The sequence below is a fragment of the Paracoccus sp. L-17 genome (assembly GCF_056857655.1).
This window is the reverse complement of record NZ_JBSXNM010000035.1, coordinates 109,626-126,969: the sequence shown is the minus strand read 5'-3', so window position 1 is coordinate 126,969 and position 17,344 is coordinate 109,626. Positions and strand designations below refer to the sequence as shown.

21 protein-coding genes are annotated in these 17,344 nt (G+C 66.3%); 15 read left to right on the top strand and 6 right to left on the bottom strand.

What is annotated here, in order from left to right; genetic code table 11:
• Positions 1 to 25: 25 nt before the first annotated feature.
• Positions 26 to 1,492, top strand: coding sequence for an MFS transporter (locus AC13CR_RS08410; RefSeq protein ID WP_292958120.1), 1,467 nt, complete (start codon positions 26 to 28; stop codon positions 1,490 to 1,492).
• Positions 1,489 to 2,346 carry a TolB family protein gene (locus AC13CR_RS08405; RefSeq protein ID WP_292958118.1) on the top strand — a complete coding sequence of 286 codons (858 nt, stop codon included), beginning with the start codon at positions 1,489 to 1,491 and terminating at the stop codon, positions 2,344 to 2,346. Before AC13CR_RS08410 ends, AC13CR_RS08405 begins: the two co-directional genes overlap by 4 nt.
• On the opposite strand, the gene AC13CR_RS08400 is transcribed toward AC13CR_RS08405, so the two are convergent.
• Positions 2,333 to 2,560, bottom strand: a complete 228-nt coding sequence (locus AC13CR_RS08400; RefSeq protein WP_335661755.1) for a DUF1150 family protein — start codon at positions 2,558 to 2,560, stop codon at positions 2,333 to 2,335. The two genes, AC13CR_RS08405 and AC13CR_RS08400, sit on opposite strands and share 14 nt — an antisense overlap.
• An 11-nt stretch (positions 2,561 to 2,571) precedes the next feature.
• Positions 2,572 to 2,982, bottom strand: coding sequence for an Hsp20 family protein (locus AC13CR_RS08395; protein ID WP_292958114.1), 411 nt, complete (start codon positions 2,980 to 2,982; stop codon positions 2,572 to 2,574).
• A 218-nt stretch (positions 2,983 to 3,200) separates the two neighbouring features.
• Here AC13CR_RS08395 and AC13CR_RS08390 point away from each other — a divergent pair, with 218 nt between their 5' ends.
• The 4 genes from AC13CR_RS08390 to AC13CR_RS08375 are packed head-to-tail and all read left to right on the top strand — an operon-like array spanning position 3,201 to position 5,432.
• On the top strand, positions 3,201 to 3,419 hold the full coding sequence (locus AC13CR_RS08390; RefSeq protein ID WP_292958112.1) for a YdcH family protein: 219 nt from the start codon (positions 3,201 to 3,203) through the stop codon (positions 3,417 to 3,419).
• 57 nt (positions 3,420 to 3,476) lie between these two features.
• Complete coding sequence (gene purE, locus AC13CR_RS08385; RefSeq protein WP_292958110.1) at positions 3,477 to 3,962, top strand: 5-(carboxyamino)imidazole ribonucleotide mutase; 486 nt, start codon at positions 3,477 to 3,479, stop codon at positions 3,960 to 3,962.
• Positions 3,955 to 4,989, top strand: coding sequence for a 5-(carboxyamino)imidazole ribonucleotide synthase (locus tag AC13CR_RS08380; protein ID WP_446233642.1), 1,035 nt, complete (start codon positions 3,955 to 3,957; stop codon positions 4,987 to 4,989). The genes purE and AC13CR_RS08380 overlap by 8 nt, the downstream gene beginning before the upstream one ends.
• On the top strand, positions 4,986 to 5,432 hold the full coding sequence (locus AC13CR_RS08375) for an NUDIX domain-containing protein (protein ID WP_292951340.1): 447 nt from the start codon (positions 4,986 to 4,988) through the stop codon (positions 5,430 to 5,432). Before AC13CR_RS08380 ends, AC13CR_RS08375 begins: the two co-directional genes overlap by 4 nt.
• A 56-nt stretch (positions 5,433 to 5,488) precedes the next feature.
• Here the strand turns inward: AC13CR_RS08375 and purF are convergent, their stop codons facing one another.
• The 4 genes from purF to mdh form a co-directional block, all read right to left on the bottom strand.
• A complete protein-coding gene (purF, locus tag AC13CR_RS08370; protein ID WP_292951343.1) occupies positions 5,489 to 6,979 on the bottom strand; it encodes an amidophosphoribosyltransferase in 1,491 nt (496 codons plus the stop codon).
• 136 nt (positions 6,980 to 7,115) lie between these two features.
• The gene (locus AC13CR_RS08365) at positions 7,116 to 7,736 is read right to left on the bottom strand and encodes a CvpA family protein (RefSeq protein WP_292951466.1); all 621 of its coding nucleotides are present in this window, start codon (positions 7,734 to 7,736) and stop codon (positions 7,116 to 7,118) included.
• 44 nt (positions 7,737 to 7,780) lie between these two features.
• Positions 7,781 to 9,157 (bottom strand): DNA repair protein RadA, encoded by a 1,377-nt coding sequence (gene radA / locus AC13CR_RS08360; RefSeq protein WP_292951346.1) that lies wholly within the window; start codon positions 9,155 to 9,157, stop codon positions 7,781 to 7,783.
• 159 nt (positions 9,158 to 9,316) lie between these two features.
• Positions 9,317 to 10,279 (bottom strand): malate dehydrogenase, encoded by a 963-nt coding sequence (gene mdh, locus AC13CR_RS08355; protein ID WP_292951349.1) that lies wholly within the window; start codon positions 10,277 to 10,279, stop codon positions 9,317 to 9,319.
• A 301-nt stretch (positions 10,280 to 10,580) separates the two neighbouring features.
• On the opposite strand from mdh, the gene AC13CR_RS08350 reads away from it, so the two are divergent.
• The 9 genes from AC13CR_RS08350 (at position 10,581) to AC13CR_RS08310 (ending at position 17,343) form a co-directional block, all read left to right on the top strand.
• Positions 10,581 to 11,429 carry an HpcH/HpaI aldolase/citrate lyase family protein gene (locus tag AC13CR_RS08350; RefSeq protein WP_292951352.1) on the top strand — a complete coding sequence of 283 codons (849 nt, stop codon included), beginning with the start codon at positions 10,581 to 10,583 and terminating at the stop codon, positions 11,427 to 11,429.
• 42 nt (positions 11,430 to 11,471) lie between these two features.
• Entirely contained in the window at positions 11,472 to 12,017 is a 546-nt protein-coding gene (locus AC13CR_RS08345) for an NnrU family protein (protein ID WP_446236454.1), read from the top strand.
• Position 12,018: 1 nt separating this feature from the next.
• Complete coding sequence (locus tag AC13CR_RS08340; RefSeq protein WP_292951358.1) at positions 12,019 to 12,225, top strand: DUF1737 domain-containing protein; 207 nt, start codon at positions 12,019 to 12,021, stop codon at positions 12,223 to 12,225.
• Positions 12,222 to 13,256, top strand: coding sequence for a MaoC family dehydratase (locus tag AC13CR_RS08335; protein ID WP_292978194.1), 1,035 nt, complete (start codon positions 12,222 to 12,224; stop codon positions 13,254 to 13,256). The genes AC13CR_RS08340 and AC13CR_RS08335 overlap by 4 nt, the downstream gene beginning before the upstream one ends.
• A 1-nt stretch (position 13,257) precedes the next feature.
• Positions 13,258 to 14,118, top strand: coding sequence for an endonuclease/exonuclease/phosphatase family protein (locus AC13CR_RS08330; protein WP_292951364.1), 861 nt, complete (start codon positions 13,258 to 13,260; stop codon positions 14,116 to 14,118).
• A gap of 258 nt (positions 14,119 to 14,376) precedes the next feature.
• On the top strand, positions 14,377 to 14,769 hold the full coding sequence (gene sdhC, locus AC13CR_RS08325; protein ID WP_292951367.1) for a succinate dehydrogenase, cytochrome b556 subunit: 393 nt from the start codon (positions 14,377 to 14,379) through the stop codon (positions 14,767 to 14,769).
• A gap of 12 nt (positions 14,770 to 14,781) precedes the next feature.
• Entirely contained in the window at positions 14,782 to 15,168 is a 387-nt protein-coding gene (gene sdhD / locus AC13CR_RS08320; RefSeq protein WP_446233875.1) for a succinate dehydrogenase, hydrophobic membrane anchor protein, read from the top strand.
• 7 nt (positions 15,169 to 15,175) lie between these two features.
• Entirely contained in the window at positions 15,176 to 16,978 is a 1,803-nt protein-coding gene (gene sdhA, locus AC13CR_RS08315) for a succinate dehydrogenase flavoprotein subunit (RefSeq protein WP_292951373.1), read from the top strand.
• The gene (locus AC13CR_RS08310; protein WP_292951376.1) at positions 16,978 to 17,343 is read left to right on the top strand and encodes a hypothetical protein; all 366 of its coding nucleotides are present in this window, start codon (positions 16,978 to 16,980) and stop codon (positions 17,341 to 17,343) included. The genes sdhA and AC13CR_RS08310 overlap by 1 nt, the downstream gene beginning before the upstream one ends.
• The last annotated feature ends 1 nt before the right edge of the window (position 17,344 follow it).

Below are 17,344 nucleotides of genomic sequence, written 5' to 3'. Positions count from 1 at the left end.
GCCGAAGGCATCGAAAGGACAGGGCATGACGGATCGCGACGCCGCCACGACGCAGGACTTCAATCCCTGGGTGGCGACGATCCTGCTGCTTCTGGGCAATTTCATGAACCTGCTTGACATCACCATCGTGAATGTCGCGCTGCCTTCGATCCAGCGCGATCTGATGGCCTCGGCCAGCCAGATGGAATGGGTCTCGGCGGCCTATGTGCTGGCCTTCGCGGCCGGGCTGCTGCCGTTCGGCCGGTTCGGCGACAAGCTGGGCCGCAAGCGGCTGTTCCTGTGGGGCGTGGGGCTGTTCACGCTGGCATCGGCGGTTTGCGGGCTGGCCCGCGACATGCCCATGCTGATCGGATCGCGCGCGGTCCAGGGCCTGGGCGGCGCGATGATGGTGCCGCAGGTGATGGCGATCATGCATGTGATCTTTCCGCCCGACGACAAGGCGCGGGCCTTTGCGCTGTCCGCCGTCGTGATCAGTCTGGGGGCCGTGACCGGGCCGCTGCTGGGCGGCGCGCTGATCACGGCCGATCTGTGGGGACTGGACTGGCGGCCGATCTTCCTGGTCAATCTGCCGGTCGGCGCGCTGGTGATGGTGCTGGGCGGCCGCCTGATCCCGGCGCTGGATCCCGACCGGCAGATGAGCATCGACTGGCCGGGCGTCGGCCTGTTCGGGCTGACCATCACCATGATCGTGCTGCCGGTGATCGAGGGCGCACTGCTGGGCTGGCCCTGGTGGTGCATCGCCCTGCTGGCGGGCGCCCTGCCGATGGCCGCGCTGTTCGTCTGGCGGCAGCTTCGGCTGGCGCGATCCGGACGCACGCAGCTGCTGCCGGTCGCGCTGATGCGGAACAAGGGCTATCTGTCGGGCCTGCTGATGGTGCTGCTGCATTTTTCGGCGATTCCGGGAATGTTTCTGGTGCTGGCCATCTATTTCCAGACCGGATTCGGGCTGGATCCGTTCCAGTCCGGTCTTGCGACCGCGCCCTTTCCGCTGGGCGTGATGACGGGCAGCTTCATCACCGGGCGTTTCGGCGCCAGGGGGCTGGCTGTGCGGATGGGAGTGGGGGCGCTGGTGCTGCTGATCGGGATGGCGTTTCTGCGCCATGTCGCCGGCAACCCGCCGCAGCCCTTCTCGGCGCTGGCGTTCACGCTGCCACTGGCGTTTTGCGGTTTGGGCATGGGGCTGGCGATCTCGCCCCTGTTCCAGCTTGTCCTGCATGCCGTGCCCGAACGGGATGCGGGCGCCGGGGCGGGGGCGATGCAGGCGTTTCAGCAGGTCGGTTCGGCGGTGGGCATCGCGACCGTGTCCAGCCTGTTCTTCGTGCGGCTGAAGGCCGGGGGCGGACAGGATTATCCGGCCGCCATGAACCATGCGCTGACCTATCAGCTTTTCGCATTCACGGCGATCCTGATCATCCTCGGCCTGCGGCGCTGGACCATGGGGCCGCCCCGGCCCGGCAAGAACCCGCCGGCAGACACGCCGTTGGCGGAATGAGCGGCTGGCGTTCGTCGCTGGAAGTTTTCGCGTTGGACCGCGATGCCAGCCGGGTGCTGCTGCGTTGCGACCGGCTGATCGAAGCGCCGAACTGGCATCCGGACGGCTGGTTCCTGGTCAATGGCGGCGGCCATCTGTGGCGCGCGGATGCCCGGGGGCTTTGGCGCATCGATACCGGCGAACTGCATCGCTGCAACAACGATCACGGTTTCCTGCCCGACGGGCGGATCATCCTCTCCTGCCAAAGCGACAGCGGCGCAGGCATCCATGTTCTGGAACGGAACGGTCCGCGCGATCTTGGCCTTGCGCGCCCAAGCTGGTGGCATTCGGCGCATGGAAACCGGATCGCCTATGCCTGCGCGCGCGGCGGCGACCGGGTGGTGCGTGTTGCCGTCCTGGACATGGCAAGCGGGGTCGAGCGGGTCCTGACACCGGGCCTCGCCCATCACGACGGGCCGGATTTCTCGGCCTGCGGCGAATTCATCTGGTTCAATTCGGATGCGACCGGGCAGGCCCAGATCTGGCGGATGCGGGCTGATGGCAGCGAGGCCGCTCCGGTCTTTCGCGACGCAAACGTGAACTGGTTTCCGCATCCCTCGCCCTGCGGCAGGCACGTTCTGTATCTGGCCTATCCGCCGGGAACCCAAGGCCATCCCCGCGACCGGTCCGTCCAGTTGTGGCTGATGGATATCAACGGCGGCAACAGACGGCGCGTGGTCGATCTGCACGGCGGTCAGGGCAGCCTCAACGTTCCCTGCTGGGCACCCGATGGCAGCGCCTTCGCCTTCATGCGCTATGCGCGCGAACAGCCAGCACCGGGGCGTGCCCCGGTGCAGCCTGTCAATGGACGCTGACCGGCGACAATTCGTTCTGCCGGGCCAGCATGAAGGCCAGAGAACGGTCTCGCACCAGCGCCAGACGCTCGCCGTCGGCATCGTGGACGGCATACATCGTGTCGAGGTCGGGAACCTGTTCACGCACCTCTTCGGGCAGGGTGCTGGTCGCGATCTTGCGGATATAGACGGTATTGGCGCTGTTGCCTTCGCCGAAATCGAATTTGGTATCCATGATGATCCCCTTTATTTGCGGCTGATCGGAATGGTCTGGACGACCTGTTGCGGTGCCGTTCGCCTCAGGTCGATGTGAAGCAGCCCGTTCTCGATATCGGCCGAGACGACCTCGACCCCGTCGGCCAGAACGAAACTGCGCTGAAAGGCGCGCGAGGCGATGCCGCGATGCAGGAAGACGCGATCGTCATCGGCCGGTGCCATGCGGCCCCTGATGACAAGCTGCCGATCCTCGGTGGTGACGGCCAGATCGTCCTGGGCGAAACCCGCGACCGCCAGCGTGATGCGAAAGCCATCCGGCGCGACATGTTCGATGTTGTAGGGCGGATAGCCTTCCGATCCCTTGGCCGCCCGCTCGGCCAGCCGTTCAAGCTGGTCGAAACCCAGCAGATAGGGATGCGTCCCCAGTGAAATCTTGCTCATTTCTCAGCCCTTGTCCATGAAAGCGACTGTCGGAGGATCCCGACGCGGCAACCCTTCCGGTTTCAATATGTGAATGAATCGCCGCCGGCGCAAGGTTCGCGCCGGGTTCAGCGCCGCGCCCGCCCGGTCCGGGGCGGCTGACGCAAGCTTCTTGTTAACACAGCGGCCGCAAGGGGCTATAAGAAAGGAAAGCAGGCCTGTCAGCGAAGTGTCGCCCCATGAACATGCATCACGAAATGTCCCATGACCAGATCGCGCGGGCGCGGCTGACCGCGCTGCGCTGCGAGCATCGTGATCTTGACGAGGCGATCTCGGCGCTGTCGTCGCAACAGCTGACCTCGACGCTGACCCTGCAGAGACTGAAAAAGCAGAAACTGGCGCTGAAGGACCAGATCGCCCGCCTGGAAGACGAACTGACCCCGGACATCATCGCCTGATTGCGGCGTAGCGCCGCGCGCGCTATGGCGTTGTCCGGCCAGAAAAGGGGGCGGCGCATGGAAAAACCCGTTGGAATCATCATGGGCAGCCAGTCGGACTGGGCGACCATGCGCGAGGCGGCGACAATTCTGGACGATCTCGGGGTCGGCTTCGAGGTCCGGATCGTCAGCGCCCATCGGACGCCTGACCGGCTGTGGGATTATGGCAAGGGCGCAGTGACGCGCGGCCTGAAGGTGATCATCGCCGGGGCCGGCGGGGCGGCGCATCTGCCCGGAATGATGGCCTCCAAGACCCGGCTGCCTGTGATCGGCGTGCCGATCCAGACGCGGGCCCTGTCGGGTGTCGATTCGCTCTATTCCATCGTGCAGATGCCCAAGGGGTTTCCGGTCGCGACCATGGCCATCGGCGCGGCCGGGGCCGCCAATGCCGGGCTGATGGCGGCGGCGATCCTGGCGCTTGGCGATCCGGATCTTGCGCGGCGGCTGGAGGATTGGCGGGCCGCGCTGTCCGCCTCTATCCCCGAGGAGCCCGCCGATGAATGAGATTCGCAGCATCGGCATTCTCGGAGGCGGTCAACTGGGTCGGATGTTGTCGGTCGCGGCCAGCCGTCTTGGCCTGCGCTGCCATGTCTTCGACCCCGGCGCGGCGCCAGCGGGCGAAGTGGCATGGCGGCTGACGACCGCACCCTACGAAGATGACCACGCCCTTGCCGCCTTTGCCGAAAGCGTGGACGTGATCACCTACGAATTCGAGAACGTGCCGACCTCGGCACTGGATCTGCTGGAACGCCTGCGCCCGATACGCCCCGGCCGCCATGCGCTGGCGGTGTCGCAGGACAGGCTGGCCGAAAAGACCTTTCTGAACGAGATCGGGCTGGCCACGGCGCCTTTTGCCGATGTGCCCTCACAGGCCGATCTGGATGCCGCGACCCGGCGGATCGGGCGGCCCGCGATCCTGAAGACGCGACGCATGGGCTATGACGGCAAGGGCCAGGTCAGGATCGGCGGCGGGGCCGCCGAATGGACCGGCGCGCCTTCAATTCTGGAAGGTTTCGTCGATTTCTCGGCCGAGATCAGCGTCATCGTCGCGCGTGGTGCAGACGGGCAGGTGGCGGCCTATGATCCCGGCCTGAACGTCCATCGCGACGGCATCCTGCGATCCACGACGGTGCCTTGCGGGTTGCCCGCGCGCGCGACCACCGACGCGGTGCTGATCGCGGGCCGGATCGTCAACGCACTGGATTATGTCGGCGTGATGGGAGTCGAGCTGTTCGTGACGCCCGACGGGCTGATCGTGAACGAGATCGCGCCGCGCGTGCATAATTCGGGCCACTGGACGCAGGCCGGCTGCGCCGTCGATCAGTTCGAACAGCATATCCGCGCCGTGGCGGGCCTGCCCCTGGGCGATGGCAAGCGTTTCGCCGATGTGGTGATGGAGAACCTGATCGGCGATGATATCGGCCGCGTGCCGGATCTGCTGGTCGCACCGCGCACGCAGGTTCATCTCTATGGCAAGGGCGAGGCGCGGCCGGGCCGCAAGATGGGCCACCTGAACCGGATTGCGGAATGAGGGTTGCGCGCCCGAGGCTGGCGGTCCGCGCCGCGATCCTGCATCGTGACCGGCTGCTGATGGTCAACGCCTATCCGGGCGAACGCAGCGATCTGTGGTGCCTGCCCGGCGGCGGGGTCGAGCCGGGCCAGTCCCTGCCAGAAAACCTGATGCGCGAGGTGGCCGAGGAAACCGGTCTGCTGATCAGCGTCGGCGCGCCGTTTCTGGTAAACGAATTTCACGACCCGGCGCGCGGCTTTCATCAGGTCGACCTGCTGTTCCGCGCCACGCTGATCGCCACCGACGAGGTTTCGCTGGCCGATCCCGAAGGCGTGGTGAACCGTTTCCGCTGGGTCACGCAGGTCGAACTGGGCGCGTTGCGCCACAAGCCGGACAGCCTTGCCGCCGCCATCTGGGGCGATGCCGCGGCGCATTACGACCCCCTGGAAACCATCGTTCCCTGACTGGCCTCGGTCTTCGGCCAGGGACGATCAGCCCCGGCGTTTGCGGAACGCAAGCCTTACTCGGCCGCCTCGTTGATTGCGGTTTCGGAACCCGGCTTCATGCGAAAGCCGCGTTCGAGCTGGTCGAAGGGCGCGACCGGGTAATCGCCCGAGAAACAGGCATCGCAATATTGCGGGCTCTTGGTGTTGCGGCCTCCCGCCTCGCCGACCGCGCGGTAGAGCCCGTCCAGCGATACGAAGGCCAGGCTGTCGACGCCGATCCAGTCGCGCATTTCCTCGGGGCTCATCTGGGCCGCCAGCAGCTTGTCCCGCTCGGGCGTGTCCACGCCGTAGAAGCACGGCCAGGCGGTCGGAGGCGAGGCGATGCGGAAATGCACCTCGGCGGCGCCCGCGTCGATGATCATGTCCTTGATCTTGCGGCTGGTCGTGCCGCGCACCACGCTGTCGTCAACCAGAACCACCCGCTTGCCCGCGATCAGCGATCGGTTGACGTTCAGCTTCAGGCGCACGCCCATGTTGCGGATCTGTTCGGTCGGCTCGATGAAGGTCCGGCCCATATACTGGTTGCGGATGATTCCCATGCCATAGGGGATCCCGGATTCCTGCGCGAACCCGATCGCGGCCGGCGTGCCGCTGTCGGGGACCGGACAGACCAGATCCGCCTCGATCGGCGCCTCGCGGGCCAGTTCGACCCCGATCTGGCGCCGGGTCTCATAGACCGAGCGGCCGCCGATGATCGAATCGGGACGCGAGAAGTAGACATGTTCGAAGATGCAGAACCGGCCGGTCGAGGGCCCGAAGGGGCGAGAGCTTTCGACCTTGCCCTTGGTGATGACCACCATCTCGCCCGGTTCGATCTCGCGCACGAAATCGGCACCGATGATGTCCAGCGCGCAGGTTTCTGATGCCAGACAGAAGCCATCGTCGCCGACCTTGCCCAGAACCAGCGGCCGCACGCCCAGCGGATCACGCACGCCGATCAGCTTGGTCCGGGTCATCGCGATGACGCTGAACGCGCCCTCGACCCGGCGCAGCGCATCCTTCATCCGTTCGGGGATGTTGCGCTGGATCGACCGCGCCATCAGGTGGATGATGCATTCGCTGTCCGATGAGGACTGGAAGATGCTGCCGCGTTCGGTCAGCTCGCGGCGCAGGGCGGCGGCATTGGTGATGTTGCCGTTATGGGCGATGGCGCAGCCGCCCATCGAGAATTCGCCGAAGAACGGTTGCACGTCGCGGATCGCGGTATTGGCCTTGGTCCCGGCGGTGGAATAGCGCACATGCCCGATCGCCAGCGGTCCCGGCAGCGTCGCCATCACGTCGGTCTTGGTGAAATTGTCGCGCACATAGCCGAAGCGGTGGGCGCTGTTGAACCCGTGTTCGGGATCATGGGCGACGATGCCGCCGGCCTCCTGCCCGCGATGCTGCAACGCGTGCAGGCCGAGAGCGACGAAATTCGAGGCATCCGCCATCCCGATCGCGCCGAATACCCCGCATTCCTCGTGCAGGCGGTCCGAATCGAACGGATGGGCCAAGAATGGCTGCATCATGGCATCCTGACTGGCTTTGGACTGTCGAGGGCTATGTAGTGCGGGCCGGACCCAGAGTCACGCCCCGGCTATCCGCAGAAGCGGAATTTTCGTCACATCACCGACATCAGCGGCCATGGCCGGGCACGCCGCCTCAGTTCGAGGCCGGCGCCGCATCACCGGTCCGGGCCGGGGCGGTGTCCGGATCGACGGTTTCGGTCGTCGCGCCGCAGCCGCCGACCATCTGTTCGTAGCGGCTGACGATCCAGCCGGGCGCATCTTCGGGGATACGTTCGTCCATCTGGCCGCGCATCCGTTCGAACACCTGCGCCGAGCGTGAATTTTCGACCATCGCGACCTGCTGGCTGGTCATCACCCGGTCGTAGACGATGAAGACGATGGCGACCAGAAGGATGCCGCGCGCCACGCCGAACAGAAAGCCCATTCCCTGATCCACCCCGCCCAGGGCCGACCGTTGCACGACCGAGGAAAACAGCGGCGTGATGATCGAGAAGACGACCAGGGCGAGGGCGAAGACCACCGCGAAGCCCGCGATCGTGGCCAATTCGCAACTGTCGCCCAGGAAACGGTCCAGAACCGGAAGCTGGGCGATCATCGGCCGCACCGCAGCGGCGAAGAGAAAGGCCAGGATGGCCGCCGCGATCCAGCCCAGGATGGCCAGCGATTCGCGCACGAAGCCGCGCGACCATGCCAGTATCGCGGAAAGAATGATGACCGCCGCCACCACCGCGTCGATGATCGTGAAACCGTCCATGTAGTCCCGCCCCCGCGCCGGATATCGTTGCATTTTCAGGCGGTTCAGCCGGCGCCGAAGATCTCGCCCACAAATTCCGTCAGATCGGCGATGCGCCGCGTTCCCATGCCGCCGCGATCCGATCCGACCCCCTCGACCTTCTGGCCTTCGGGTAAGATCGCCTGTGAAAAACCAAGTTTCTGCGCCTCTTTCAACCTGTTTTCGGCCTGCGCGACGGGGCGCAGCGCGCCCGACAGGCTGATTTCGCCGAAAAGCACCGCCTCGGGCGGCAGCGCGCTGTCCTCGCGCGCCGACAGCAGGGCGCCGGCGATGGCCAGGTCGGCGGCCGGTTCGCTGACCCGCATCCCGCCGGCGACGTTCAGGAACACGTCGAGCCCGGCGAAGGGAATGCCGCAGCGGGCCTCCAGCACGGCAAGGATGGTGCTGACACGGCCGCTGTCAAGCCCGACCACGGTGCGGCGCGGCGAGGCAAGGGTGGAGGGCGCGACCAGGGCCTGAACCTCGGTCAGCACCGGCCGCGTGCCCTCGATCCCGGCAAAGACCGCGCTGCCGGGTGAAGGCTGGCCGCGTTCGGACAGAAACAGCGCCGAGGGGTTGGCAACCTCGGCCAGCCCCGCGCCGGTCATCTCGAACACGCCGATCTCGTCGGCGGGGCCGAAGCGGTTCTTGACGCTGCGCAGGATGCGGAACTGATGACCGCGCTCGCCCTCGAAATACAGCACGGTATCGACCATGTGTTCGACCACGCGCGGCCCGGCGATCTGGCCCTCCTTGGTGACGTGCCCGACCAGAACCACCGCCACGCCGCGCCGCTTGGCGAAGGTCACGAGCTCGTGCGCGGCGGCGCGCACCTGCGCCACGCTTCCGGGCGCGGCCTCGACATGATCGGACCACAGCGTCTGAACCGAATCGATGATGGCAAGATCCGGGCGTTCGCCGTCCAGCGTGGTCAGGATGTCGCGCAAGTTGGTTTCCGCCCCCAGCCGGACCGGCGCATCGGCCAGACCCAGCCTTTGCGCGCGCATCCTGACCTGTGCGCTGGCCTCCTCGCCGCTGATATAGACCGCATCGAGGCCGCGCCGCGCGAAGGCCGCAGCGCCCTGCAACAGCAGGGTCGATTTGCCGATGCCGGGATCGCCGCCGACCAGGATCGCGCTGCCGGGCACCAGTCCGCCACCCAGAACCCGGTCCAGTTCCGCCATCCCCGAGACGCTGCGCGGCGGCGGCGGCTCGTCGGTGGCAAGACCCGTCAGCGCAACGCGGCGCCCCTTGGCCGCGCCCAGACCGCGCCCCGGCCCGTGGCTCAGCGGAGCTTCCTCGACGATGCTGTTCCAGGCCCCGCAGGCATCGCAGCGCCCGGCCCATTTCTTGTGTGCGACGCCGCATTCGGTGCAGCTGAAGGCAGAGACGGATTTGGCCATGGGCGTCTTGTGCCATCTGGCCAGGGCGCCCGCAATACGCGTTGCAGCGGATCGCGCAGGCCCTTGGAGGGGTCGGCCTGCGCCCAGGCCCCGGTGCAGGAAAAAAGAACGGCGCGCCGGATTCGGCGCGCCGTGTGTAAGGTCCGGCATCGGAACCGATCAGGCCAGGCTATTGTCGATATCCTTGCAGGCCGCGACAAGACCCCTGACCGCCTCGACCGACTTGTCCAGCATCGCCTTTTCGTCCTTGTCCAGCTTGATGTCGATGACCTTCTCGATCCCGTTCGCGCCGATCACGGTCGGCACGCCGACATAGATCCCCTTCAGGCCATAGGCCCCGTCCACATTCGCCGCGCAGGGCAGCACACGCTTCTGATCCTTCAGATAGGCCTCGGCCATCTCGATGGCGCTGGTCGCGGGGGCATAGAAGGCGCTGCCGGTCTTCAGCAGGCTGACGATCTCGGCCCCGCCATCGCGGGTGCGCTGGACGATGGCATTCAGCTTGTCCTGCGTGGTCCAGCCCATCTTGACCAGATCGGGCAGCGGGATGCCCGCGACGGTCGAATAGCGGGTCAGAGGCACCATCGTGTCGCCGTGCCCGCCCAGCACGAAGGCGGATACGTCGCGCATCGAGACGCCGAATTCGAGGCTGAGGAAATGGCGGAAGCGGGCCGAATCCAGCACGCCGGCCATGCCGCAGACCTTGTTCGCGGGCAGGCCGCTGAATTTCTGCAGCGCCCAGACCATCGCGTCCAGCGGGTTGGTGATGCAGATGACGAAGGCGTCGGGCGCATGGGTCCTGATACCTTCACCGACCGATTTCATGACCTTGAGGTTGATCCCCAGCAGGTCGTCGCGGCTCATCCCCGGCTTGCGCGGAACGCCGGCGGTGACGATGCAGACATCGGCGCCGGCGATGTCTGCATAATCATTCGTGCCCTTCAGCGCCGCGTCGAAGCCTTCGGCCGGGCCCGATTCGGCGATGTCCAGCGCCTTGCCTTGCGGCGCGCCCTCGGCAATGTCGAACAGGACGACGTCGCCCAGTTCCTTCATCGCGGCCAGATGGGCCAGCGTGCCGCCGATCTGCCCCGCACCGATAAGTGCGATCTTGGGTCGGGCCATGGTTAACCTCCGATGTCATGGATGGAATCTCGCGGCGTTGGTTAAGCCCTCGACATCCGAATCGCAAGTCTCTGCCCGTGGCGTGCGGCATGGCAGCAGCCTTGGTCGCCGTTTCCGGATGCGGACCCAAGCGGCCGGCGAACCGGATCCGCAGGTCCGAAGGCAAAGGCGCCCCCATGGGCTGATATGGGGCTGATCCGGCCGGCGCGGGGGGGGCGATGCCGCGCCGCGGCAATTTTTTCCTTGCCATTTCTGGCTGCCAGAGGCAGTTTCGCGCAACATTATTTCCCGGAGGTCTGTCATGGCGCGCCCCTATCGTTCCGTCCTCTACATTCCGGCAGCCAACCGGCGCGCGATGGAAAAGGCGCAGGGGCTGCCGGCCGACGCAATCATCTTCGATCTTGAAGACGCGGTGGCGCCGCCGGAAAAGGTCGCGGCGCGAGAAGCACTGGGGGCGGCGCTGACCAGGGATTACGGAGCCCGTGCCCGGATCGTGCGGATCAACGCGCTGGCGAGCGAATGGGGCGATGACGATGCCCGCTTCTGCGCGGATCTGGTCGGATGCGCCGATGCGGTGCTGATCCCCAAGGTGGATACCGCGGCCGATCTGGATGCGGTCGCGGCGCTGTGCCCGGATCTGGCCCTCTGGGCGATGATGGAAACGCCGCTGGCGATGCTGAACGCGGCCGAGATCGCCGCCCATCCGCGCCTGCAGGGCATGGTCATGGGCACGAACGACCTGGCCAAGGAACTGAACAGCCGTTTTCGCCCCGACCGATTGCCGATGCAGACCGGGCTGGGGCTGTGTCTGCTGGCCGCGAAGGCCTTTCGAAAGGTGATCGTGGATGGCGTGTTCAACGCCTTCAGGGATGACGCGGGCCTGCGGGCCGAATGCGAACAGGGCCGCGACATGGGCTTTGACGGCAAGACCCTGATCCATCCGGCGCAGCTGGCCGTCGCGAACCAGGCCTTCGCCCCGACCGAGGCCGAGATCGCGCTGGCCCGACGCCAGATCGAGGCGTTCCGGCAGGCCGGCGCCGATGGCCGGGGCGTGGCCGTGGTGGATGGCCGGATCGTCGAGAACCTGCATGTCGAAACCGCCCGCAGCACCCTGGATCGCGCCGAGGCTATTGCAGCCATGGCCGGTTAGCGTCAACGTGAGGCCGATCCAGCCTATACGAAAGGAAGCCAGATGCTGATCCTGATCCTTGGCGTGGCCCTGTGGTGGGCTGCGCATCTGTGGAAACGCGTGGCGCCCGCCCAGAGGGCCGCGGTGGGAGACAAGGGCAAGGGGATGGTCGCCGCTGCCCTGATCGTTTCGGTGCTGCTGATGATCTGGGGATACAAGGCCGCCGACGGCCCGGTCTGGTGGGGCCCCTCGGCGGCGCTGGTCGGAATCAACAACCTGCTGGTGCTGATCGCCTTCTACCTGTTCGCGGCCAGCGGCATGAAGACGCGGGTGACGGCGATGACCCGCCATCCGCAACTGATCGGCTTTTCGCTGTGGGCGGTGGCGCATCTGCTGGTCAATGGTGATCTGCCCAGCCTCGTGCTGTTTGGCGGTCTGCTGGTCTGGGCGCTGGTCGAGATGGCGCTGATCAACCGCAGCCCCTGGAACCCGCCCGCCGGCCCGTTCCCGGCCCGCAAGGAGGCGATGGCCGCCGTCGGCGCAGTCGTCGTGCTGCTGGTGGTCGGTCTGATCCACGGCCTGATTGGCCCATGGCCCTTCGGAGGCTGAGATGACGACGCTTTACCGCTGCATTACCGATGATGACACCTCTCGCTTCTGCCACCGCGTCAGCGAGGCGCTGTCGAAGGGCTGGACCCTGCATGGCGGCCCCTCGATGGCCTTCGATCCGCAGAAGGGGGTGATGCGGATGGCGCAGGCGGTGACCAAGGACATCCACGCCGAATACCATTCCGAGATGAAGCTGGGACAGCAATGAGCAAGACCGATCCGGGCCGCTTCTTCGAGGATTACCGGGTCGGTCAGGTGATCCGCCACGCCGCGCCGCGCACCCTGGCCGAGGGCGAACGGGCCCTTTATCACGCGCTCTATCCGTCGCGGCATGCGTTGTATTCCAGCGACGATTTTGCCGCCGGTTGCGGCCTCGAAGGCAGTCCGCTGAATGATCTGATCGGCTTTCATGTCATCTTCGGCAAGACGGTCCCCGATATCAGCGTCAATGCCGTCGCCAATCTGGGCTATGCCCAGGGCCGCTGGCTCAACCCGGTCATGCCGGGCGACACGCTGCGCGCCGAATCCGAGGTGATCGGCCTCAGGCAGACCTCGAACGGGACATCGGGCGTGGTCTGGGTGCGCACGCGCGGACTGAACCAGATGGGCGAACCGGTGCTGGATTACGTCCGCTGGGTGATGGTGCGCAAACGGGCGCCCGACGCGCCGGCGCCCGACACCGTGGTGCCGGATCTGGATCCGGTCGTCGACCCGGCCGGTCTGGCGGTTCCCAAGGGTCTGGATTTTTCCGATTACGACTTCGAACTGGCCGGCGAGCCGCATCGTCTGGGCGATTACCATCCGGGCGAGCGAATCGACCACGTCGATGGCGTCACCATCGAAGAGGCCGAACATATGCTGGCCACGCGGCTGTGGCAGAACACCGCCAAGGTGCATTTCGACGCCACCTTCCGCAACGATGGCCGGCGGCTGATCTATGGCGGGCATGTCATCTCGATGGCCCGCGCCCTGTCCTTCAACGGGCTGGCCAATGCGCAGATGATCGTGGCGCTGAATGGCGGCGCCCATGCCAATCCCTGCTTTGCGGGCGACACGATCCGCGCCTGGTCCGAGGTGCTGGACAAGGCCGAGACCCGCGCGCCGGGCGTCGGCGCGATCCGGCTGCGGCTGGTCGCGACCAAGGGCGACAGCGCGGCCTTCGCGCTGAAGGGCGCGGATGGAAAATATCTGCCCGAGGTTCTGCTGGACCTCGACTACTGGGCCTTGATGCCGGTCTAGGATGCGGATTCTGGCCCGCCTGATCGCGGTATTCTGTCTGATCGGGCTGGCCGGCAGCCTTGCCGGGGCCTGGCATCCGGCCGGGGATTCGCTGGCCGTGTTCCGTCCGGCGCTGGCCGTCGCGCTGCTGCTGACGGCGCCTGTCCTGCGCGGGCGGGCCGGTTTGGCCGCAAGCGCCGTGGCACTGGTCGCGCTGGCGCCGATCCTGTGGGATCTGTGGCGGCCGGTGCAGGGGCCGGCGAACGGGATCGTGGTCTATCAGAAGAACCTGCGTTTCGATCTGGCCGATCCGGCGCCGATCATCGCCGATATCCGGGCCAGCGGCGCCGGAATCGTCTTTCTGGAAGAGGTCAGCTGGCGCAACCTTGCCGTGTCCGAACGGCTGAAAGCCGGGCTTCCCTATCAACTGATCTGTCCCGGAGACACCACCGGCGCCATCGCGATCCTGTCCCGCTGGCCGCTGGATCGTCGGGATTGCGTGCCGAAAAGCGGCCTGGCCTCGGCCCGCGCCCGCACCCCGATGGGGGCGGTGTCGGTCGCGGTGCTGCATCTGACCTGGCCCTGGCCCTACGGGCAGGCGGCGCAGCTGGACACGCTGATGCCGAAGATAAGAGGCATCGCGCAGCCGGCACTGGTCGGAGGAGATTTCAACATGGTTCCTTGGTCCCGCGCGGTCCGCGCGATCGCATCCGCGACCGGCACGGCGCCGCTCGGCCCGCTGCGCACGACGTTCATGCTGAAAGGGATCTATCCGATGGCGATCGACCATGTGCTGATCCCGCGGGGCTGGGCGGGCCGCGGCGGGACACGGCCGCGATTGGGCTCGGATCATCGCGGTGTGCTGACGCGGATCGGGCCGTGACAGGCGCCAGGCCGGGCTGTGCGGCCGGGAAGCGGGCAGGTGGCGCCAATGCGAGACATTGCGGCATTCCTGCTGTGATCACGCAGGCCGTGGCCGTGATCACAAACCGCGAATTCGACTTCTTTTCCACCGAAGCTCTGGTAACTGCGGATGACAGGTGGCACAAACGCGGTCAGTAACGGCACCAATCGCCAGCCCGTGCGGCCAGCCATCGCGCCCGCGCCGGGTCTGACAGAACCGACAAAGGAGGGCCGCATCATGGCCGATGTGAACCGGGGCAACCGGCCGCTTTCCCCCCATCTTCAGGTCTACAGGCTGCCCATCGCGGCGATCGCCTCGATCATGACGCGCATCACCGGGCACGCCCTTGTCGCGGGGATCGTGCTGCTGGTCTGGTGGCTGGTGGCCGCCGTCGCCAGCCCGGGCGCGTTTGCCGCCGCCGATTGGGTGATGCGGTCGTGGATCGGCTTCATCGTGATGACGGGATCGGCCTGGGCGCTGTGGTTTCACGCGCTGTCGGGTGTGCGCCACCTGTTCTACGATGCCGGTTACGGGCTGGAAATCGACGAGGCGAAAAGAAATTCCTGGGTGATCATCGTGGGGTCGGTCGTGATGACGCTGATCTCGCTGATCCTGTTCTTCATCGGCTGACCGAGGGCAACCATGCGCTACATCACCCCCCGCAAGGCCGCCGAAGGTCTTGGCAGCGCCCATAGCGGCACCGCACATCACTGGGCCATGACGGTCAGCGCCTGTGCGCTGGTCCTGCTGACCCCGGCCTTCATGCTGGTGGTCGGCAGCGCGATCGGCCTGCCGCGCGAGGGCGTCGCGGCCTATTTCGGGCGCCCCTATCCGGCGATCATCACCGCGCTGTTCATCGTCGTGGGCATGCTGCACTTCATCAAGGGCACGCGGATCATGATCGATGACTATCTGAAGCATACCGAGCGCAAGGTCGCGATCATCGTCTCGGTCATCTTCGGCTGGGCCGTGATCGCGGCCGCCCTCTTCGCGCTGGCGAAGATGGCCCTTGTGACCATCGTGATCTGAGGAAACCATGGCTGCTTACGAAATCCAGACGCATGATTATGACGTGGTCGTGGTCGGCGCCGGCGGTGCCGGGCTGCGCGCGACGCTGGGCATGGCCGAACAGGGCCTGCGCACGGCCTGCGTGACCAAGGTTTTTCCGACCCGCTCGCATACCGTCGCGGCGCAGGGCGGGATCGCGGCCAGCCTGTCGAACATGGGGCCCGACAACTGGCAGTGGCACATGTATGACACGGTCAAGGGCAGCGACTGGCTGGGCGATACCGACGCGATGGAATACCTGGCCCGCGAGGCGCCCAAGGCCGTCTACGAACTGGAACATTACGGCGTGCCCTTCAGCCGCACCGAAGAGGGCAGGATCTACCAGCGGCCGTTCGGCGGCCACACCACCGAATTCGGCGAGGGCCCCCCGGTCCAGCGCACCTGCGCTGCCGCCGACCGGACCGGCCACGCGATCCTGCACACGCTTTATGGTCAGTCGCTGAAGGAAAACGCGGAATTCTTCATCGAATATTTCGCACTGGACCTGGTCATCACCGATGGCCGCTGCACCGGTGTCGTCTGCTGGAAGCTGGACGACGGCACGATGCATGTCTTCAATGCCAAGATGGTGGTGCTGGCGACCGGCGGCTATGGCCGCGCCTATTTCAGCGCCACCAGCGCCCATACCTGCACCGGCGATGGCGGCGGTATGGTGGCGCGTGCGGGCCTGCCGCTGCAAGACATGGAATTCGTGCAGTTCCATCCGACCGGCATCTATGGCTCGGGCTGCCTGATCACCGAAGGCGCGCGCGGCGAAGGTGGCTATCTGACCAACAGCGAGGGCGAACGCTTCATGGAGCGTTACGCCCCAACCTACAAGGATCTGGCCAGCCGCGATGTGGTCAGCCGCTGCATGACGATGGAGATCCGCGAGGGTCGCGGCGTCGGCGAGGAAAGCGACCACATCTTCCTGAACCTGATGCATCTGCCGCCCGAGACGCTGCATGAACGGCTGCCGGGCATCAGCGAAAGCGCCAGGATTTTCGCCGGCGTCGATGTCACGCGCGAACCGATCCCGGTTCTGCCGACCGTTCACTACAACATGGGCGGGATCCCCACGAATTACTGGGGTGAGGTGCTGAACCCGGCCGAGGGCGCCCCCGACGCCGTATTCCCCGGTCTGATGGCGGTGGGCGAGGCCGGCTGTGCCAGCGTCCATGGCGCGAACCGGCTTGGCTCGAACAGCCTGATCGACCTGGTGGTCTTCGGCCGCGCGGCCGCGATCCGGGCGGGGCAGGTCATCGACCGCGAGGGCCCGATCCCCGCGACCAACCAGGCGCAGGTGGACCACGCGCTGGAGCGGTTCGACAAAATCCGCAATGCCGATGGCGGCACGCCGACGGCGGAGTTGCGCAACGAGATGCAGCGCACCATGCAGGCCGACGCGGCGGTGTTCCGCACCGACAAGACGCTGGCCGATGGCGTCCGGAAGATGGAGGCAATCGCCGCAAAGCTGGATGATCTGAAGGTGACCGATCGTGGCCTGATCTGGAACACCGACCTGATGGAGACGCTGGAACTGACCAACCTGATGCCCAACGCGCTGGCCACGATCGTGGCCGCCGAGGCGCGCAAGGAAAGCCGTGGCGCCCATGCGCACGAGGATTACCCTGAGCGGGATGACGCCACCTGGCGCAAGCATTCGCTTGCAAGGGTAGAGGGGAACACGGTTAAACTCGACTACCGCCCCGTCCATCTGGAACCTCTGACGAAAGAGGCAGAAGGCGGGATCGACCTGAAGAAGATTGCTCCGAAGAAGAGGGTTTACTGATGCGTTTCAAGATCATTGCCGCCTCGGGCCTCGCCGCGCTGACGCTGGCAGGCTGCGTCGCACCGATGCCGACCGCGACCGTTTCCACGCCGACCGCACCGGTCGTGACCACCCCGACCACCCTCGACGCCGCCTCGCGTCAGGTGGCGCGCAGCGTCGTCAACAGCGAGATGCAGAAGCGTTTGCCGGGCGTGAACACGGCGCCCTATACCGATTGCGTCATGTCGAACGCCACCACGGCGGAACTGATCGACATCGCGCAGGCCACGCGCAATGGCGTGGCGGGCACGGCCGACAGCGTCGCTTCGATCGTCTCGCGTCCCGCAACCACGCAATGCATCGCCAACGCCGCGCAGACGGCCTGAG

What these genes read in the sequence shown, in the direction of transcription:
- AC13CR_RS08400 (WP_335661755.1), bottom strand. Translation starts at nt 2,560, where the DNA reads ATGGATACCAAATTCGATTTCGGCGAAGGCAACAGCGCCAATACCGTC.
- AC13CR_RS08375 (WP_292951340.1), top strand. Translation starts at nt 4,986, where the DNA reads ATGAGGGTTGCGCGCCCGAGGCTGGCGGTCCGCGCCGCGATCCTGCAT.
- radA (WP_292951346.1), bottom strand. Translation starts at nt 9,157, where the DNA reads ATGGCCAAATCCGTCTCTGCCTTCAGCTGCACCGAATGCGGCGTCGCA.
- AC13CR_RS08365 (WP_292951466.1), bottom strand. Translation starts at nt 7,736, where the DNA reads ATGGACGGTTTCACGATCATCGACGCGGTGGTGGCGGCGGTCATCATT.
- mdh (WP_292951349.1), bottom strand. Translation starts at nt 10,279, where the DNA reads ATGGCCCGACCCAAGATCGCACTTATCGGTGCGGGGCAGATCGGCGGC.
- AC13CR_RS08405 (WP_292958118.1), top strand. Translation starts at nt 1,489, where the DNA reads ATGAGCGGCTGGCGTTCGTCGCTGGAAGTTTTCGCGTTGGACCGCGAT.
- sdhC (WP_292951367.1), top strand. Translation starts at nt 14,377, where the DNA reads ATGGCCGATGTGAACCGGGGCAACCGGCCGCTTTCCCCCCATCTTCAG.
- AC13CR_RS08310 (WP_292951376.1), top strand. Translation starts at nt 16,978, where the DNA reads ATGCGTTTCAAGATCATTGCCGCCTCGGGCCTCGCCGCGCTGACGCTG.
- AC13CR_RS08390 (WP_292958112.1), top strand. Translation starts at nt 3,201, where the DNA reads ATGAACATGCATCACGAAATGTCCCATGACCAGATCGCGCGGGCGCGG.
- AC13CR_RS08350 (WP_292951352.1), top strand. Translation starts at nt 10,581, where the DNA reads ATGGCGCGCCCCTATCGTTCCGTCCTCTACATTCCGGCAGCCAACCGG.
- AC13CR_RS08380 (WP_446233642.1), top strand. Translation starts at nt 3,955, where the DNA reads ATGAATGAGATTCGCAGCATCGGCATTCTCGGAGGCGGTCAACTGGGT.
- sdhA (WP_292951373.1), top strand. Translation starts at nt 15,176, where the DNA reads ATGGCTGCTTACGAAATCCAGACGCATGATTATGACGTGGTCGTGGTC.
- sdhD (WP_446233875.1), top strand. Translation starts at nt 14,782, where the DNA reads ATGCGCTACATCACCCCCCGCAAGGCCGCCGAAGGTCTTGGCAGCGCC.
- AC13CR_RS08410 (WP_292958120.1), top strand. Translation starts at nt 26, where the DNA reads ATGACGGATCGCGACGCCGCCACGACGCAGGACTTCAATCCCTGGGTG.
- purE (WP_292958110.1), top strand. Translation starts at nt 3,477, where the DNA reads ATGGAAAAACCCGTTGGAATCATCATGGGCAGCCAGTCGGACTGGGCG.
- AC13CR_RS08395 (WP_292958114.1), bottom strand. Translation starts at nt 2,982, where the DNA reads ATGAGCAAGATTTCACTGGGGACGCATCCCTATCTGCTGGGTTTCGAC.
- AC13CR_RS08340 (WP_292951358.1), top strand. Translation starts at nt 12,019, where the DNA reads ATGACGACGCTTTACCGCTGCATTACCGATGATGACACCTCTCGCTTC.
- purF (WP_292951343.1), bottom strand. Translation starts at nt 6,979, where the DNA reads ATGCAGCCATTCTTGGCCCATCCGTTCGATTCGGACCGCCTGCACGAG.
- AC13CR_RS08335 (WP_292978194.1), top strand. Translation starts at nt 12,222, where the DNA reads ATGAGCAAGACCGATCCGGGCCGCTTCTTCGAGGATTACCGGGTCGGT.
- AC13CR_RS08345 (WP_446236454.1), top strand. Translation starts at nt 11,472, where the DNA reads ATGCTGATCCTGATCCTTGGCGTGGCCCTGTGGTGGGCTGCGCATCTG.
- AC13CR_RS08330 (WP_292951364.1), top strand. Translation starts at nt 13,258, where the DNA reads ATGCGGATTCTGGCCCGCCTGATCGCGGTATTCTGTCTGATCGGGCTG.